Raw genomic sequence first — 16,720 nt, 5'->3', positions numbered from 1 at the left:
GCATGCTCACCGAACCCCGCGCCCCGGCGAAGCTCGCCCTCACCGCCGTGTGCCTGGGCTTCCTGATGATCACGCTCGACGCGACCATCGTGAACCTGGCGCTCCCCGCGATCGGCGACGACCTCGGCGAATCCTCGACGGCTGCGCTCCAGTGGGTCGTCGACGCTTACACCGTCACCCTCGCCGCGTTCCTGCTCACCTGGGGCGCCGCCGGCGACCGGTGGGGGTCGCGCCGCGTCTTCGAAGCGGGTGTCGCCGTCTTCGTGATCGCCAGCATCGGCTGCGCGCTCGCGGGAGACGTGCCGTGGCTGATCGCGGCACGGGCGGTGCAGGGTGCCGGGGCCGCCGCGCTGCTGCCGTCGTCGCTCGCCCTGATCGTCCACCAGTTCCCGGACGCACGCGAGCGGGCCCGTGCCCTCGGCGTGTGGGGCGGGATGAGCGGCGCCGGGCTCGCCGCCGGGCCCGTGCTCGGCGGGCTCGCGGTCGGCCTCGCCGACTGGCGGCTGGTCTTCGCGGTCAACGTCCCGGTCGGGATCGTCGCCATCGTCCTGACGCGCCGCGCGGTCACGGAACCGCCGCGCCACGCCTCGACCCGGCTCGACCTCGCCGGGCAGGTCTTCGGCACGGCGTCGCTGGCGGGGTTCGTCGCCGGGTTCATCGAGTCGGGGCACGCCGGCTGGGCCGCGCCCTCGACCCTGGCCCTGCTCGCCGGGGGAGTGGTTGCGGGCGGCGTGTTCGTGGCGGTCGAGCGGCGCGTCCCCGAGCCCGTGCTGCCCCTCGCCGTCCTCAAGATCAGGAACTTCGCGGTGGCGACCGGGATCGGCGGCCTGTTCAACTTCTGCCTCTACGGCACGCTCTTCAGCCTCGCGCTGTACCTCCAACGCGTCTGGACGCTCGGCGCGCTCGCCGCCGGGCTCGCGCTGGTGCCGCTGACGACGGTGGTCGCGCTCAACGCGTTCTTCAGCGGCCGCCTCACCGGGCGCTTCGGCCCGCGCGTGCCGATGGCCGTGGGCGCGCTGGCCGGGCTCGCCGGCTCGGCCGGCTTCGCGCTGCTGCCCGCGGACCGCGCGCTCGTGCCGTTCGTCGTGGCCTCGGTCGTCTTCGGCGGCTGCTCGCTGGCGATGCCCGCGATGACGTCGCTGGCGATGAACTCCTTGCCGGGCAAGGCCGGGCTGGCCGCCGGCGTGCTCAACGCGTCGCGCCAGACCGGCGGCGCGATCGGGGTCGCGCTCGTGGGCGCGCTGCTCCCGGCCGCCGGGATGTGGCTGGTCGCGGCCGCGTACGCGCTCGTCGCCGGGTTGGTGCTGCTGACGCGTCAGTCGTCGTAGGGGTCGTCGACCTCGGCGCGGCCCCAGCCCTCGGTGACGCGCGAGTGGTCGATCACCGCGAAGACGGCGCCTTCCGGGTCGGCGAGGATCGACATCCGGCCGAACGGGGTGTCGTACGGCTGGATCACGACGGTGCCGCCGTGCATGAGCGCCTCACCGGCGACCGCGTCGACGCCGCGCGCCGGATCGATGTCGAAGTAGACGAGCCAGTGCGGCGGGGTGTCGAGGCTGTACTCCGACCCCATCACGTACCGGTACAGCACCGGCTCGTGCTCGATGAGCCATTCGACGTAGTCGAGGGATTCGCCGTCGCCGATCTGGTGGCTGCCGTAGGTGAACAGCTTGGTGTAGAAGTGGTCCGCCGCGACGCCGTCGTGGGTGTTGAGGTCCGCGCCGCTGAACGTGTTGGGGATCCCGGTGACGAACTCCCAGTCCGGCGGTACCTCCCAGAACACCACCGGCGCGCCGCACGCGTCGAAGGCGTGCAGGATCGTGCCGCGCTCCGGGATCGGCGCCGGGCCGAGGGTGATCCGCCCGCCGAGGTGCTCCACCCATTCGGCCGCGCTGGCGGTGTGCGGCACCGACAGGTGCGGCATCCAGCCCAGCGGCGCGCCCTGTGCGGCGCGGTAGAGCCCGCCGACCGGCAGGTTGTTGAGCGTCGCGATGGCGTAGCGGCCGTCGGACGTCGCCGGATCCCGTTGAGTGGTGTACGTCCAGCCGAAGAGGGCACCGTAGAATCTCTCCGCGATGGCCTGCTCGCGGCAGGCCAGCTCGATCCAGCACGGAATTCCGGCCGGGACCGGGGACGGGGTACTGGACGGGCCGAATGCCATGAAGTGCTCCTCCCGAGACCCACCGAATTCTAGGCGTGATCCGTGAGTTTTCCGCCAAGATTTCGACGCCGGAGAATCACTCCCGGCCGACAGGCCCCGGAAGGAGCAGCGGGTGCGGTGGTCGTCGCGGCGCACGGAGGTCGTGCCGAGCCCGAACATCTGGTACTACCAGGCCGATTACGAGCTGGAGAACCGCGCGCAGGACAGCGCCGGCGAGATCTGGCGCGTGTTGCGCGAGGAGTGCGACTGGACCGGCCGTGACGTGCTGGACGTCGGCTGCGGCGACGGCTTCCACCTGCCGCGATTCGCCCGCGACGCGCGATCGGTGCTCGGGGTGGAGCCGCACGAGCCGCTGGTGCGAAGCGCGCTGAAGCGGGTGAGCGGACTGCCGAACGCGGACGTCAAGCTGGGCCGGGCCCAGCGGTTGCCGGTCCGCACCGCGAGCGTCGACGTCGTCCACGCGCGCACGGCGTACTTCTTCGGGCCCGGCTGCGAGCCCGGGCTGGCGGAGGCCGAGCGGGTGCTGCGGCCGGGCGGGGCGATCCTCATCGTCGACCTCGACGTGACCAGCGAGCCCTACGGCGGCTGGATGCGCGCCGACCTACCGCACTACGACCCGGCCGCCGTCGAACGGTTCTTCGCCAGGGCCGGGTTCGGCTGCCGCCGGGTCGCCACCGAGTGGCGCTTCGCGACCGCCGCGGACCTCGAAGCGGTGCTGAAGATCGAGTTCAGCAAGCCCGTGGCCGAACAGGCGATCGCGGAGTCCTTGCAGCGTAACGGGAATCGCGCGCGGGACCTGACGCTGCCGGTGGGCTACCGCGTGCACACGCGGGTCAAGCCCACCGGCCTCGTCCTGCCAGGTCACTCGGCTGCTTCTTCCGGAGCCGAGGATTCGTCTTCGTCCTCGCCGAGGATGCCGTAGAGCGAGCGCCGGGCGTCGTTGAGGACCTCGGCCGCGCGGGCCTGCTGGCTCTCGGTGCCCGCGCGCATGATCTGCACGACGGCGGCGGCCAGGTTCTTGCCCGCCTTGGCGAGCCCGATCTCACCGGGGTCGACGTCCTGCGCGATCTGCTCCCACGGCGGGGTGCTGTCCTGCGCTTCCGCGGCGGCGCGGCCGGCGTCGGTCAGCTCGAAGAGCTTCTTGCCGTGCTCGTCCTTGCTGATGACCAGGCCTTCGTCGGCCAGCAGCTGCAGTGTCGGGTAGACCGAGCCGGGGCTCGGCCGCCAGAAGCCGCCGGAGCGCTCGCCGATCTCGCGGATGATCTCGTAGCCGTGCCGGGGCTGCTCGGCGAGCAGCGCCAGGATCGCGGCGCGGACGTCACCGCGGCGGCTGCGCCGTCCGCCGTGACCCCGCCTGCCCGGTCCGTGGCCGCGACCGCGTCCACCGGGGCCGAAGCCCGGGGGGAACTCGCCGAAACCACCGAAGGGGCCGAAAGGTGCGCGCCCACGCTCGTGGGCGAAGGGGTGTCGTTGCCTACGCATGTCTGTGTTCCTTTCTCGAACTGTTGCGACACGTTCACGATATATCGGAAACAGTCGCCTGGCAACCCGCTGCCGGTGATGCCGCTCACGCAACTTGAGAGCTCAAGTTCCGCCGCCTAGGGTAGGCAAGCCTAAACACCTGTTAGCAAAGGTAACTTCCTGTGCGGACCCGCTCGCTCCCGCTCACGGCCGGGCTGCTGGTCCTCGCGGCGGCCGTCGTGGCCGCCGTGCTGCTCAGCATCGCCGTCGGCACCCGCGGCCTGAGCCCGGGCACCGTGCTGGACGCGCTCGTCCGCTTCGAGCCAGGCAACCCCGACCACCTCGTGGTCCGCGAACTCCGGCTCCCGCGCACCCTCGCCGGCGTGCTCGCCGGCGTCGCGCTGGGCCTGTCCGGGGCCGTCATCCAAGGGGCGACGCGCAATCCCCTGGCCGATCCCGGCCTCCTCGGCGTCAACGCGGGCGCGGCCCTCTTCGTCGTCCTCGGCATCGGCACGTTCGGCATCACCAGCGTCGGCGGCTACGTCTGGTTCGGCTTCGCGGGCGCCGCGGCGGCCGGGGCGGTCGTCTACGGCGTCAGCTCGCTCGGCCGGGCCGGCGCGACACCGGTGAAGCTCGCGCTGGCCGGCGCCGCGGTGACGGCGGCACTGGCTTCGGTGACGAGCGCGCTGCTGCTCACCGACGCCACGACGTTCGACCAGTACCGGTTCTGGCAGGTCGGCTCGCTGACCGGCCGGGACGCGGCGACGATCACCCAGGCCGTGCCGTTCGTGCTGGCCGGCGTCGTGCTCGCGCTCGTCGCCGCCCGGCAGCTCAACGCGCTCGCCCTCGGCGAAGACGTCGCCCGCTCGCTCGGCCAGAACGTGCCGGTGGCGCGGCTGGTGTGCGCGCTCGCCGTCGTCGTCCTCTGCGGGTCGGCGACGGCGATCGCCGGGCCGATCGCGTTCGTCGGATTGACGGTCCCGCACGCGGCGCGGCTGCTCACCGGACCCGACCACCGCTGGCTCCTCCCGTACTCCGCGTTGATGGCGCCGCTGCTCCTGCTCGTGTCCGACGTCGTCGGCCGCGTGGTCGCGCGCCCGGCCGAGGTGCAGGTCGGGATCATCACCGCGCTCGTCGGTGCGCCCGTGTTCGTCTTCCTGGTGCGCCGCCGGAAGGTCGTGGCGGTGTGAACGCTGTGGAGGTGGTCGCCGCCGCGCGTCGCCGGGGTGCCGTGCGGGCCCGCGCGGTGTCGCTCCTGCTGGTCCTGGCGATCGTCGTCGTCTTCGCGGTTTCCCTGGCGGTGGGCGACTTTCCCGTTCCGCTCGGCGACCTGCCCGGCCTCCTCTTCGGCGGCGACGGCGTCGGCCGCGCGGCCTACGTCGTCACGGAACTCCGCCTGCCGCGCGCGGTCACCGGCGTCCTCGTCGGCGTCGCCTTCGGGACGTCCGGGGCGCTCTTCCAGCGCCTGCTGCGCAACCCCCTGGCCAGCCCGGACGTCATCGGCGTGACCCAGGGCGCGAGCGCGGCGGCGGTCGTCGCGATCGTGCTCTTCGGCGCCGCCGGCCCGGTGGTCTCGGCCGCGGCGCTGGCCGGCGCGGTCCTCACCGGCGCCACGATCTACCTGCTCGCCCGCCGCGGCGGCGTCCACGGCTACCGGCTCGTCCTCGTCGGCGTCGGGGTCGGCGCGGTCCTGACCAGCGTCGTCTCGTACCTGATGACCTGGGCCGACGTCACCCTCGCGCAGCAGGCGCTGGTGTGGCTGACCGGCAACCTCAACGGCCGCGGCTGGGACCACGCGCTCCCGCTCGCCGCCGCCCTCGCCGTCCTGCTGCCGGCGGCCCTGCTGCAGAGCCGCGCGCTCACCGGGTTGCAGCTGGGCGACGACACCGCGGCCGGGCTCGGCCTGCGCGTCGAACGCAGCCGGCTGACCCTGCTGCTGGTCGCCGTCGCGCTCGCCGCCTTCGCGACGGCGGCCGCGGGGCCCGTCGCGTTCGTCGCGTTCGTCGCCAACCCGATCGCGACCCGGCTGGTCGGCGGCGCCCGCGCGGGACTCGTCCCCGCCGCCCTGACCGGCGCGCTCGTGGTGCTGCTGGGCGACTTCGCCGCCCAGCACCTGCTCGGCGCGCAGCTGCCGGTCGGCGTCGTCACCGGCGCCGTCGGCGCCCCGTACCTGCTGTGGCTCCTGGCCACCGCCAACCGCGCCGGGCGCATGTGAGAGGAACGCCGTGACCCTGCACACCGAAAACCTCGACCTCGGCTACGGGCCGCTGCGCGTGGTCAAGGACCTCTCCGTGCGCATCCCCGAAGGCAAGATCACGATGATCGTCGGGACCAACGCCTGCGGGAAGTCGACGCTCCTGCGGGGCCTGGCGCGCCTGCTGACCCCGACGGCGGGCGCGGTCTACCTCGACGGCAAGGCCATCACGTCGTTGCGCAGCAAGGACGTCGCCACCGTCCTCGGCCTGCTGCCGCAGTCGCCGACCGCGCCCGACGGCATCACCGTCGCCGACCTCGTCGGCCGCGGCCGCTACCCGCACCAGGGGATGTTCCGCCGCTGGAGCGCCGAAGACGACGAAGCCGTGGCCCGCGCGATGCTCGCGACCGACACCGTCGAGCTGGCGCAGCGCCCGGTCGACGAGCTGTCCGGCGGGCAGCGCCAGCGCGTCTGGATCGCCATGGCGCTGGCGCAGCGGACGCCGTTGCTGCTGCTCGACGAGCCCACGACGTTCCTCGACATCGCCCACCAGGTCGAGGTCCTCGACCTGCTCGCCGAGCTGAACGCCGAGGACGGCCGGACGATCGTCATCGTCCTGCACGACCTCAACCTGGCCGCCCGCTACGGCGACCACCTGATCGCGATGAAGGACGGCCGGATCGCCGCCGAGGGCGCGCCCGCCGACATCCTCACCGCCGACCTCGTCGCCGACGTCTTCGGCATGCCCTGCCGGATCATCGCCGACCCGGTCTCCGCCACGCCCATGGTCGTCCCGATCGGCCGGCGGCGGGCCACCCCTCCGGAAGAAGGAACCCCCGATGCGTCCTAAGTGGACTCGATCGATCGCCGTGCTGGCGTCGGTCGCCCTCCTCGCCGCCTGCGGCCAGCCGTCGAAGCCGAGCAGTTCGGGCGTCGGCGACCAGGACGTCGCCACCGGCGGCCGGCTGTTCTCGACCGCGGACAGCGAGACGGCGAAGCTCGGCGCGGACGTCGGACCGGGCGTCTTCCCGCGGACCGTCACGCACGCGCTGGGCAAGACTAAGCTCGACAAGAAGCCCACGCGGGTCGTGGTGCTCGACAGCGGCGAGCTCGACGACGTCCTCGCGCTCGGCGTCACGCCGGTCGGCATGGCCACGACGGCCGGGCAGAGCGGTGTGCCGTCGTACCTCGCCGACCGCGTCCAGGGCATCCCGACGGTCGGGGACATCAACAACCTCAACCTCGAGGCGATCGCGGCGCTGACGCCGGACCTGATCGTCGGCAGCAAGCTGCGCGCCAACGACCTCTACCCGCAGCTGTCGAAGATCGCGCCGACGGTGTTCAGCATCCGGCCAGGGTTCCCGTGGAAGGAGAACCTGCTGCTGGTGGGGGCCTCGCTCGGCGACGAGACGAAGGCCGTCGGGCTGCTGAACGACTACCAGAAGCGCGCGAACGAGGTGAAGGCCGGGATCAAGGGCGCACCGAAGGTCTCGCTGCTGCGGTTCCTCTCCGGCAACATCCGGCTCTACGGCAACCTGTCGTTCATCGGCGTGGTCCTCAAGGACGTCGGCATCGCGCGGCCGGCGAACCAGAACATCAACGAGCTCGCGGCGCAGATCTCCAAGGAGCGCATCGACGAGGCCGACGCCGACTGGATCTTCTACTCCAGCTACGGCGCGGGTCCGAGCGCGGACGAGAAGGCCGTCACGAGCAGCGGGCTGTGGGCCGGGCTGGGTGCGGTCAAGGCGAAGCATGCGATCCCGGTCGCCGACGAGGTGTGGTTCCTCGGTCTCGGCCCGATCGGGGCGATGAAGGTCCTCGACGACCTCAAGAAGTATCTCGGCTGAGAAGATCGGCTCGTGCCGGAAACCATCGACGAGATCGACGCGCGCCTCCTGCAGGCGCTGGGGGAGGACCCGCGGTCCACGGCGGTCGCGCTGGCCGAGCGGCTGGGCCTGTCCCGCAACACGGTGCAGGCCCGGCTCGCGCGGCTGGAGCAGCGCGGCGTGCTCGGGACGTTCGAACGCCGCATCGACCCCGCGCGGCTGGGCTACCCGCTGCGGGCCTTCGTCAACGCGATGGTCGACCAGCGGCGCCTCGCCGAGGTGGCCGAAGCCCTCGCGGCGATCCCCGAGGTGACCGAGGTGTGCGGCCTGACCGGGGCGAGCGACCTGATGGTGCAGGTCGTCGCCGTCGACGCCGACAACCTCTACCGGATCGCCGGGCACATCCTCGCGTCGCCCGGGGTGGAGCGGACGAACATCTCGCTCGTCATGCGCGAGCTCGTCCCGTACCGGCTGACGCCCCTGCTGGAGCGCGTGCATTCTGCGCACCCGGAGACCTGAGCCGTCCGGTTCCGGTGGGCATTCTGCTCACTTCCGGTGGCATCGGTTGTGCGATGCGTTCACCAGTGCTGTCCTGGTGGGCGCTTCCTGCACGAAAGGTGTCGACGATGACCCATGCCCCCGTGACCGCCCCGGCGCTCACCGCGATCGAGCAGCGGGTCCTGTGGCTCGCCACGGCGATCGTGCACCAGGCCAACCGGGTCCGGCCCAACCCGTCCGGGCTCAAGGTCGGCGGGCACCAGGCGTCGTGCGCGTCACTGGTCTCGATCATGACGTCACTGTGGTTCCGGCACCTGCGGCCCGAGGACCGCGTCTCGGTGAAGCCGCACGCGTCGCCGGTGCTCCACGCGATCAACTACCTGCTCGGCGAGCTCGACGAGGCCTACCTGCCGACGCTGCGCGAGTTCGGCGGCCTGCAGAGCTACCCGAGCCGCGCCAAGGACCCCGACCCCGTCGACTACTCGACCGGCTCGGTCGGCATCGGCGCGACCGCCCCGATCTGGGGTGCGCTGGCGCGTCGCTACCTGACGACCCGGGGCTCTTCCGCCGGCACCGGACGGCAGTACTCCCTGGTCGGCGACGCCGAGCTGGACGAGGGCGCGATCTGGGAGGCCATTCTCGACCCCGGCGTCGCGGAACTCGGCGAGATCGTCTGGATCGTCGACCTCAACCGCCAGTCCCTCGACCGCGTCGTCCCGAACATCGCGGCCGGGCGGCTGCAGGGCATGTTCGACGCCGCCGGCTGGCAGGTGCTGACGCTGAAGTACGGCCGGCTGCTGGAGGAGCTGTTCACCCGGCCAGGCGGCGCCGAGCTGCGGGCGCGGATCGACGGGATGCCGAACCCCGAGTACCAGCGGCTGCTGCGCTGCGACGCCGCGCAGGTGCGGGACCGGCTGCCCGCGGGCAATGCCGCCTTGGCTGCGTTGGTCGCTTCGCTGGACGACGAGACGCTGCTGGCCGCCATCCGCAACCTCGGCGGCCACGACCTCGGCTCGCTCGACGAGGTCTTCGCGTCGATTTCGGACGACCGGCCGACGGTGATCTTCTGCTACACCGTCAAGGGGCGCGGGCTGCCCACGCAGGGGCACCCGCAGAACCACTCGTCGCTGCTGACGGTGTCACAGATGGAGGAGCTGGCGGCGTCTCTGGGGACGGACCTCACGTCGCCGTGGGAGGGCTTCGCCGAGGGATCGCCTGAAGCCGCCTTGTGCGCTGAAGTCGCTTCGCGCCTTCGCCGTGAAGACGTTCCTTCGCTGCCTTCGGTGGACCTGCCCGTCGACATCGGGCGTACGCCGTCCGGGACCGCTACGACGCAGGCGGCGCTTGGACGCGTCCTGCTCGACCTGACGCGCGAAGCACCTGAAGCGGCGAAGCGCGTTGTGACGGTCAGCCCCGACGTCAGCTCGACGACCAACCTGGGCGGCTGGGTCAACAAGGTCGGCGTCTGGTCGGCGACCGAGCGCCGCGACTGGTTCGAGGACGACCCCGAGACGATCATGCACTGGCGCGAGAAGCCGACCGGCCAGCACGTCGAACTGGGCATCGCCGAGACGAACCTCGTGGGGTTGCTGGGCGAGCTCGGTGCCACCTGGAGCCGGTGGGGCGAGCCGCTGCTGCCGATCGGCGTGATGTACGACCCGTTCGTCGAGCGCGCGCTCGAGCCGTGGTCGTTCGGCATCTACGCGGGCGGGCAGTCGATCCTCATCGGCACGCCGTCCGGCGTCACGCTGGCCCCGGAAGGCGGCGCGCACCAGTCGATCACCACGCCGTCGATCGGCATCGAGCAGCCCGGCTGCGTCAGCTACGAACCGGCGTTCGCGATCGACACCGAGTGGACGCTGCTCGCCGCGCTCGGCCGGCTCGGCAAGCCGGGCGGCACGTCGTCGTACTTCCGGCTGTCGACCCGGCCGGTCGACCAGACGCTCGCGGCGGTGCCCGCGGACCCCGCCGCCCGCGAACGCCGTCGCCGCCAGGTCGTCGCGGGCGCGTACCTGCTGCGGCGGGCCGCTTCACCCGCAGTCACGCTGGCGGCGATGGGCGCGCTGGTGCCGGACACCCTGGCGGCGGCCGAGCGGCTGGCCCAGGTCGGCGTCGAGGCCGACGTCGTCTGCGTCACCAGCCCGGGCCTGCTGTTCGAGGCAGTTCAGGCCCGGTCCGGCCGGGGGAGCGCCGAGTCGTGGATCCTCGACCAGGTCTTCCCGGCGTCGCGGGCGAAGCCGCTGGTCACGGTCCTCGACGGCCACCCGCACACGCTGGCGTTCCTCGCCGGGGTCAACCGGGTGCCGTCGGTCGCGCTGGGCGTCACGGGCTTCGGCCAGTCCGGGTCGCTGGAGGACGTCTACCGCCACCACGGCATCGACACCGACGCGATCATCCGGGCCGCCCTCGACGTCGTGGCCCAGCCGAAGGTGGCGCCGGCGAGCAGGGCGTCCATCTTCGCGTTCCAGTCGGGGTGAGCCCCGTACTGGACGACGAGGATCTTGCTCGTCGGCAGCCACCACATGCGGACCTCGTTGTTCTGGGTCTCGTCCTTGCAGGTGACCTGCCAGTGGCCGTACTCGGCGGTCTTCGGCCCGATCGGCTTGAAGCCGGACTCGACGAGGTTGCTGCCGGTCGCCTCGGCGCCGTCCCCGGGCGGCGAGGCGGGGGTGATGCAGGTGGGGACGTCCGTGCCGGTGTACCAGCCGAAGGGCCGCTTCGCGCTCGGCAGGTTGATGGGCGCGTTGGGGTCCGAAGTCGCTTCGCGGAGGTCCAGGAACCGGGCTTCGCAGACGATCGTGCCTTCGCTGACGCAGCCGTCGAGCAGGCCGTCCTGGCTCTTGTTCGTGTACTTCGCGCCGACGGGCAGGGCGAAGTGCATGGTCCCGACGACGACCTGCGGCCCGGCGGCCTTCGTCACGGTCGGGACGGGTTGCGCCTGACCCGCGGTCGACGTGGTGCAGGCGGCGGCGCTCAGGGCCACCGCGGCGACCAGGACGATGTGCCGGAAGGACACGGGCTCACCTCTTTCGTCAGGCCTTGGACTCCCCGGCGGCCTTCCCGGTTTCACCGGTGACCTGGGGTACACCCGGCCAGGGTGGCTCGTGGGACACCGGTCAGGTTATGACTGCCCTCCCCCTCGTCTTCGACGCCCCCAAGCGTGGCCCGGGCGGTGGACGGCGCTCGTCGCCCGTCCCGAGCTGATCCCATCGGCGGCGGAGGGCCACGAGGTCAACCACCACGTCGCGTTCGGCTCCGGTGACCACCACCGCGCGCGGGCCGCGACGAGCGCGGCCAGCAGGTCGTCGGCGGGCTCGGCCCGGCGCTGCGCTGCCCGACCAGCGTGTTCAGGGCGCCCGCCGGCCTTCCGCGGGTGTCACGGTTCCGCCCGAGGCGACCAGCGTTTCGGTGCACTCGCGCACCATCGGGTGCTCGCCCGGCGGCACGCCGAGCAGCTCGCTGATCACCACCACAGGCAGTTCAGGCCACCGCCGAGGCGAAGTCCACGGACGGGCTGATGCCGTCGAGGAGCGTGTCGGCGATTTCCTGGATCCGGGGCTGGAGCAGCTCCACCCGGCGGCCGGTGAACGCCTTGGCCACCAGCGCCCGGATCCGGTTGTGCTCGGGCGGGTCCATCGCCGGCAGGTTGCCCGCCGGTTCGAAGCCGGGACGCCCGCGCGGCACGTCCGCCCCGGCCGCGGCGGCGCGCGAGAACGAAGGGGTAGGGGACAGCCCGGACCTCCATCGCCTCATCGTGCGGCACCCGTGGGCGGCGGCGTACCGCCCACGGTCAGGTCGTCCACGGTGCCGGAGCCGAGTTGCGAAGGCCGCGTCGCCGTCGGCGGTCAGGCGGCCGGGGTGATGAGGAGGGGGAACTCGCGGTCGACGACGCACAGGGCCGTGGTGGCCCACATCGCGAGCGAGCTGCCCACGCACCGCCCGCCCGGCGCGGATTCCGCCTGGGCGGAAGCCGTTCCGGTCGCCCCGAGGAGGACTCCGGTCGTGAACACCAAGGCACCGATCGTGGCAGTGATGCGTCGCATGGCGATACTCCTGTCCTAGAGCCGGTTTCCGGTTTGCTCGTACCGCCGGGGAGTGCCCCGGAACCCGCGCGGCAGAACGGATCGGCGGCCCATGGCACCGTCTCGGGTGACACCCACTGGAGCCTCACCAGTCACCCCCCTCGGGGTGCCGGCGGGGCCTGCACCCGTTCAGATGCTCCGGTGGGTGCTGACCGCCGCTCGGAGTTCGGCCAGCTTCGGGGCGAGGGCGGCGTCGACCGCCAGCGGGTCGCGCGCGTTGAGGTCCTGCATCTTGCGGCGTTCGGGGTGCTGGGTGTTGATGTCGATCCGGCGTTCTTCGAGCCCGGTCACGATCTCCGCGACCACTTCGCCGACGGGCCGCAGCCCGTACCCCAGATCCGCGCCCGCCCGCGTTGTCGTCATCATCGGCGTGTCGACCGGGCCGGGGTAGACCGAGGCCACGTGGATGCCGCTGCCGTACAGTTCGCGCCGCAGGGCTTCGCCGAAGCGCATGACACCGGCCTTGGTGGCCGCGTACGTCGCGTAGAACGGCGTGCCGACCAGGCCCGCGGCCGACGAAATCCCGACCAGCGCCGCGTTTCCGTGCTCTGCGCCCGCTGCTCGCAGGTGCGACAGCGCCGCCCGCGTGGTGAGGATCGGGGCCAGCAGGTTGAGGTCGACCATGGCGCGGATGTCCGCCACGTCGATGTCCTCGAGTGCCGCCGCCCGGACGTTTCCCGCGTTGTTGATCAGGACGTCGAGGCCGCCGAGCGCCTCGACCGCTTCCGCGACCACGCGGTCCGGCGCTCCGTCGGCGGTGAGGTCGGCGGTGATCGGGTGCGCGGTGCCGCCGCGCTCGGCGACCAGCGCCGCCGTTTCGGCCAGCGGCTCGGCGCGGCGTCCGGCGAGCGCCAGCACGCCCCGCCGGGATGCCAGCTCCAGGGCCAGGGCGCGGCCGATGCCGCTGCCGGCTCCGGTGATCAGGGTGCGGCGTTCCCGCAGGTCGAGCGCGGGAAGACTCATCTTTGACACAGCTGTCATGGTTGGACCGTAGCCGATCTTTGATCGCCCCGTCAAAGATGGGGTACGCTGAGGTCGTGGCGGGCAAGCGGCAGTTCGACGAGCGGCGGACCCTCGAGCTGGCGAGGGACATCTTCTGGGCCAAGGGGTACGGCGCGACGTCCATTCAGGACATCGCGAACGCCTCCGGCGTCCTGCGCGGCTCGCTCTACAACGCCTACCAGGACAAGGAAACCCTGTTCCTGCAGGTGTTCGAGGACTACGCCCGCGATTTCCTCGCCGAGGCGGCCCGCGTGCTCGCCGACCCCGACGTCGACCGCGCCCTGCGGGAGTTCTTCGGCTTCACCATCACGTCCATGACCACCGGTGAGCCGCATCGCGGGTGCCTGACGACCAAGACGGCGATCGACTCCCGGGCCGACGGCGAGCGGATCCAGGCCGCGTTGCGGGGCCTCCTGGACGGTCTGGAAGAGCTCGTCCGGGACCGGCTGTCGGCCGAAGAAGACCGGCTCGCCCTCCCCGCGGCCGACGCGGCGCGGGTGCTGGTCACCATGACCCGGGGCATCGTCGTGATGGAACGCGTCTACGAGGACCCGGAACGGCTCCGGGCCACCGCGGAATCGTTGATCGACGTGGTGCTGGCCGGTCAGCGGCGTGCCGTGCCGAACCGGCGCCGATAGCGGCGGGGCTGATCGACAGCTTGCGGGCGAAGACCCGGCGCAGGCTTTCGTAGCCGGGGAACCCGGCGAGGGCCGCGGCCTGCGTCGCGGTGTGCCCCTGGTCGAGCAGCGCCCTGGCCAGGTCGAACCGGATGTTCTCGACGTAGCGGGCCGGTGTCGTGGCCAGCTCGTCGTGGAAGAGCCGGGTGAGGTGCCGGGTGCTCACGTTGAGGTGCTTGGCGAGCTCGCCGGGTGAATGGTCCCCGCCCGGGTTCGCCGTCACCAGGCCGGTGATCGTGCGCAGGGCCGGCGAGCGCGGCGGGGATCCTTGCAGCGGCGCGGAAACTGCGACTGGCCACCCGCCCGCTGCATGTACACCACCAGGGCGCGGGCGACGTCGCGCGCCAGGTCGGGCCCCTGGTCCTCTTCGACCAGGGCGAGCGCGAGGTCGATCCCGGCCGTCACGCCTGCCGAGGTGTAGGTGGTGCCGTCGCGGACGTAGATCGCGTCGGGCTCGACGCGGCAGGTGGGGCACCTGGTGGCGAGCTCGTGCGCCACCTGCCAGTGCGTGGTCGCGCGCTTGCCGTCGAGCAGGCCCGCGGCGGCGAGGACGAACGCCCCCGTGCAGATCGACGCGACCCGGCCGGCCACCGCCGCCGGGGTCCGCGCGGCGTCCGCCAGGTCGGCGGGAACCCGCGTGCGCGGGTACCGGAGCTGCTGTACGTCGCCGCCATGTTCCACGACGCCGGCCTGCTGACTCCCTTCTCCGACGCCGAACAGCGCTTCGAGGTCGACGGCGCCGACCACGCTCGCGAGTTCCTCCTGCACCGCGGCTTCCCGGCGGCCGCCGCCGAGACCGTCTGGACGGCGATCGCGCTGCACACCACCCCGGGCATCCCCGGCCGGATGGCGCCGGAGATCGCGACCACCTACCTCGGTGTCCTGACCGACGTGCTCGGCTTCGGCCTGGACGAGCTGGACCGCGACCAGCTGGACGAGATCGTCGCCACCCACCCACGGGGAAACTTCAAGGACGACTTCCTGCGTGTCACCGTCGACGGCCTGAGAAACCGGCCCGACACGACGAACGGCACCGTGAACTCCGACTACCTCGAACACTTCGTCCCCGGCTTCCGGCGCACGACGACGGTCGAGCGCATCACCGGCTCGCCGTGGCCGAGCTGATGTCCCGGACGGACTCGAGCATGCGCGCGATCACCGTGCGGGACCGGGACGCGGGTGCCGCCGGCCTCGCCCTGACCGAACTGCCGTACCCCCGCGCCGCGGAAAACGACGTCGTCGTGCGCGTGCACGCCGCGGGCTGCACGCCCGGAGAACTCGACTGGCCGACCACGTGGACCGATCGCGCGGGCCGAGACCGGACACCGAGGCCCGCAACCTCGCTCCACTCGCGGCCGACATCGACCACACCGTGGCGGCCGCGGTGCCCATCTCCGGGCTGACCGCGTGGCAGGGGCTGTTCGACCACGCCCACCTCACGGCCGGCCAGGTTGTCCTCGTCCACGGCGCCGCAGGCGGGGTCGGCTCCCTCGCCGTCCAGCTCGCCCGCGAGGCGGGTGCCCGCGTGCTCGCCACCGGCCGGGCCGGCCACCGCGCGGCCGAAGGACGGGCGGGCCGTCTTCTCCGTCGTCGAACCCGACCGCGCCCGGCTGGCCGACCTCGCCGAGCGCGTGCGGGCCGGGCGGCTGCGCCCCCTCGTCGGCGACGTGGTGCCACTCGCCGAGGCGGCCGCCGCGTTCACCGCCCGCCACCGCTCGCCCGGGAAGACGATCACCCGGGCCGCGACCACCCTTTTGTGAGGAACCATGGAACTCGGAATCGCACTGCCCACCGCCGGGCCGCAGACCTCCCCGGAGACGATCGTCGAGATCGCCCAGGAGGCCGAACGGCTCGGCTACGCCGCGTTGTGGACGTTCGAACGCGTGCTGCGCCCGCTCGAGAAGGTCGTGCTGTGGAGCGGCGGTGAACCCCAGCCGGTGCCGGAGTTCTACGCCTCGACGTACGAGCCGCTGGCGACGCTGGACTACCTCGCCGCCGTGACCGAGCGGATCAAGCTCGGCACCGCGGTCCTGGTGGCGCCGCTGCACGTGCCCGTGGTGCTCGCCCGGCGGCTCGCCACCTTGGATCGCCTGAGCGGCGGCCGGGTCATCGCGGGCCTGGGACAGGGTGGCAGCACCAGGAGTTCGAGACGGCGAACGTGCCGGTGGTCCGCAAGGGCGCCCGCACGGAGGACTTCATCACGGCGATGCGGGCCGCGTGGGGCCCGGACCCGGTCCGGCACGAGGGCGGGTTCTACCGGATCGCGCCGTCGGAGGTGAACCCCAAGCCGGTCCAGGCCCACATCCCGGTCTTGCTGGCCGCGAACGCGCCCGCCGCCGTCAAGCGCGCCGCCCGGATCGCCGACGGCCTCATCCCGATCACCTCCTCGGCGGCGGAGCTGCGGGACATCGTCTCCGCGTTCCACGCCGCCGCCCGGGAGGCGGGCCGCGACCCCCGGGACCTCGCGGTCGTCAACCAGGTGCCCTGGCCGACCCCGCTCACCCGCGAGCCGATCGGCGCGGGCCGGCCCTTCCTCGGCGGATCGCCCCGGCAGGTCGCCGAGGACCTCGTGACGGCCCGCGAGAGCGGAGCCACCCAGGTGTACCTCGCCGGCGGCCAGGGCCTCGGGCTCGACGAGGGTTTGCCGGCCGCCGACGTGGGCGGATGGCTGGAGTTGCTCGGCGAGGTGATCGAGGCGGCCGGCCGCCTCGGCGTCCTGGAGCCGTGAGGACGGCGGCCGTCCCGGTCCGGCGCGTCAGCGGGGTGAGGCCTGCGTCGATGAGCCCGTCGGACAGTGCCGGCACCGAAAATGGCCGGCG

19 protein-coding genes and 2 pseudogenes are annotated in these 16,720 nt (G+C 72.7%); 12 read left to right on the top strand and 9 right to left on the bottom strand.

Annotated features, from left to right (window positions below):
- Window positions 1–2: 2 nt before the first annotated feature.
- Window positions 3–1,328, top strand: coding sequence for an MFS transporter (locus tag ACH54P_RS18965; protein WP_489914528.1), 1,326 nt, complete (start codon window positions 3–5; stop codon window positions 1,326–1,328).
- Here ACH54P_RS18965 and ACH54P_RS18960 read toward each other — a convergent pair.
- The gene (locus tag ACH54P_RS18960; RefSeq protein WP_489914526.1) at window positions 1,316–2,161 is read right to left on the bottom strand and encodes a VOC family protein; all 846 of its coding nucleotides are present in this window, start codon (window positions 2,159–2,161) and stop codon (window positions 1,316–1,318) included. The genes ACH54P_RS18965 and ACH54P_RS18960 overlap by 13 nt on opposite strands.
- 112 nt (window positions 2,162–2,273) lie before the next feature.
- On the opposite strand from ACH54P_RS18960, the gene ACH54P_RS18955 reads away from it, so the two are divergent.
- The gene (locus tag ACH54P_RS18955) at window positions 2,274–3,083 is read left to right on the top strand and encodes a class I SAM-dependent methyltransferase (protein ID WP_489914524.1); all 810 of its coding nucleotides are present in this window, start codon (window positions 2,274–2,276) and stop codon (window positions 3,081–3,083) included.
- Here the strand turns inward: ACH54P_RS18955 and ACH54P_RS18950 are convergent.
- Complete coding sequence (locus ACH54P_RS18950) at window positions 3,023–3,643, bottom strand: PadR family transcriptional regulator (RefSeq protein WP_489914522.1); 621 nt, start codon at window positions 3,641–3,643, stop codon at window positions 3,023–3,025. The genes ACH54P_RS18955 and ACH54P_RS18950 overlap by 61 nt on opposite strands.
- A gap of 161 nt (window positions 3,644–3,804) precedes the next feature.
- On the opposite strand from ACH54P_RS18950, the gene ACH54P_RS18945 reads away from it, so the two are divergent.
- From ACH54P_RS18945 to ACH54P_RS18920, 6 genes are all read left to right on the top strand, one after another.
- Window positions 3,805–4,812, top strand: a complete 1,008-nt coding sequence (locus ACH54P_RS18945; RefSeq protein WP_489914520.1) for a FecCD family ABC transporter permease — start codon at window positions 3,805–3,807, stop codon at window positions 4,810–4,812.
- Window positions 4,809–5,837: a FecCD family ABC transporter permease gene (locus ACH54P_RS18940; RefSeq protein ID WP_489914518.1), complete on the top strand. Its 1,029-nt coding sequence runs from the start codon at window positions 4,809–4,811 to the stop codon at window positions 5,835–5,837. Before ACH54P_RS18945 ends, ACH54P_RS18940 begins: the two co-directional genes overlap by 4 nt.
- 10 nt (window positions 5,838–5,847) lie before the next feature.
- Window positions 5,848–6,666 carry an ABC transporter ATP-binding protein gene (locus ACH54P_RS18935; RefSeq protein ID WP_489914516.1) on the top strand — a complete coding sequence of 273 codons (819 nt, stop codon included), beginning with the start codon at window positions 5,848–5,850 and terminating at the stop codon, window positions 6,664–6,666.
- Window positions 6,656–7,663 (top strand): ABC transporter substrate-binding protein, encoded by a 1,008-nt coding sequence (locus tag ACH54P_RS18930; RefSeq protein WP_489914514.1) that lies wholly within the window; start codon window positions 6,656–6,658, stop codon window positions 7,661–7,663. The genes ACH54P_RS18935 and ACH54P_RS18930 overlap by 11 nt, the downstream gene beginning before the upstream one ends.
- 12 nt (window positions 7,664–7,675) lie before the next feature.
- Entirely contained in the window at window positions 7,676–8,161 is a 486-nt protein-coding gene (locus ACH54P_RS18925) for an Lrp/AsnC family transcriptional regulator (protein ID WP_489914512.1), read from the top strand.
- Between the two features lie 107 nt (window positions 8,162–8,268).
- Entirely contained in the window at window positions 8,269–10,617 is a 2,349-nt protein-coding gene (locus ACH54P_RS18920) for a transketolase-like TK C-terminal-containing protein (protein WP_489914510.1), read from the top strand.
- Here the strand turns inward: ACH54P_RS18920 and ACH54P_RS18915 are convergent.
- The 5 genes from ACH54P_RS18915 to ACH54P_RS18895 form a co-directional block, all read right to left on the bottom strand.
- The gene (locus ACH54P_RS18915) at window positions 10,500–11,156 is read right to left on the bottom strand and encodes a hypothetical protein (RefSeq protein WP_489914508.1); all 657 of its coding nucleotides are present in this window, start codon (window positions 11,154–11,156) and stop codon (window positions 10,500–10,502) included. The genes ACH54P_RS18920 and ACH54P_RS18915 overlap by 118 nt on opposite strands.
- A gap of 331 nt (window positions 11,157–11,487) precedes the next feature.
- The gene (locus tag ACH54P_RS18910) at window positions 11,488–11,610 is read right to left on the bottom strand and encodes a hypothetical protein (protein ID WP_489914506.1); all 123 of its coding nucleotides are present in this window, start codon (window positions 11,608–11,610) and stop codon (window positions 11,488–11,490) included.
- A gap of 10 nt (window positions 11,611–11,620) precedes the next feature.
- A complete protein-coding gene (locus ACH54P_RS18905) occupies window positions 11,621–11,893 on the bottom strand; it encodes a hypothetical protein (protein ID WP_489914504.1) in 273 nt (90 codons plus the stop codon).
- Between the two features lie 92 nt (window positions 11,894–11,985).
- Window positions 11,986–12,183 (bottom strand): hypothetical protein, encoded by a 198-nt coding sequence (locus ACH54P_RS18900; RefSeq protein ID WP_489914502.1) that lies wholly within the window; start codon window positions 12,181–12,183, stop codon window positions 11,986–11,988.
- 168 nt (window positions 12,184–12,351) lie between these two features.
- Window positions 12,352–13,203 carry an SDR family NAD(P)-dependent oxidoreductase gene (locus ACH54P_RS18895; protein WP_489914500.1) on the bottom strand — a complete coding sequence of 284 codons (852 nt, stop codon included), beginning with the start codon at window positions 13,201–13,203 and terminating at the stop codon, window positions 12,352–12,354.
- Window positions 13,204–13,259: 56 nt separating this feature from the next.
- Between ACH54P_RS18895 and ACH54P_RS18890 the strand changes: the two genes are divergently transcribed.
- Complete coding sequence (locus ACH54P_RS18890; RefSeq protein ID WP_489914498.1) at window positions 13,260–13,862, top strand: TetR/AcrR family transcriptional regulator; 603 nt, start codon at window positions 13,260–13,262, stop codon at window positions 13,860–13,862.
- A 58-nt stretch (window positions 13,863–13,920) separates the two neighbouring features.
- Here ACH54P_RS18890 and ACH54P_RS18885 read toward each other — a convergent pair.
- Window positions 13,921–14,067: pseudogene (locus ACH54P_RS18885) on the bottom strand (helix-turn-helix domain-containing protein); the annotation flags it as partial.
- A gap of 53 nt (window positions 14,068–14,120) precedes the next feature.
- On the bottom strand, window positions 14,121–14,582 hold the full coding sequence (locus ACH54P_RS18880; RefSeq protein WP_489914496.1) for an AraC family transcriptional regulator: 462 nt from the start codon (window positions 14,580–14,582) through the stop codon (window positions 14,121–14,123).
- On the opposite strand from ACH54P_RS18880, the gene ACH54P_RS18875 reads away from it, so the two are divergent.
- The 3 genes and pseudogenes from ACH54P_RS18875 (at window position 14,574) to ACH54P_RS18865 (ending at window position 16,629) form a co-directional block, all read left to right on the top strand.
- Window positions 14,574–15,026 (top strand): HD domain-containing protein, encoded by a 453-nt coding sequence (locus tag ACH54P_RS18875; RefSeq protein ID WP_489914494.1) that lies wholly within the window; start codon window positions 14,574–14,576, stop codon window positions 15,024–15,026. The genes ACH54P_RS18880 and ACH54P_RS18875 overlap by 9 nt on opposite strands.
- Window positions 15,027–15,418: 392 nt before the next feature.
- On the top strand, window positions 15,419–15,661 hold the full coding sequence (locus ACH54P_RS18870; RefSeq protein WP_489914492.1) for a zinc-binding dehydrogenase: 243 nt from the start codon (window positions 15,419–15,421) through the stop codon (window positions 15,659–15,661).
- Between the two features lie 6 nt (window positions 15,662–15,667).
- Window positions 15,668–16,629 (top strand): annotated as a pseudogene (locus tag ACH54P_RS18865) (TIGR03619 family F420-dependent LLM class oxidoreductase).
- Window positions 16,630–16,720: the final 91 nt, after the last annotated feature.

It is taken from the genome of Amycolatopsis sp. N2S4-7 (assembly GCF_058119595.1).
This window is presented reverse-complemented; position numbering and strand designations above follow the sequence as displayed.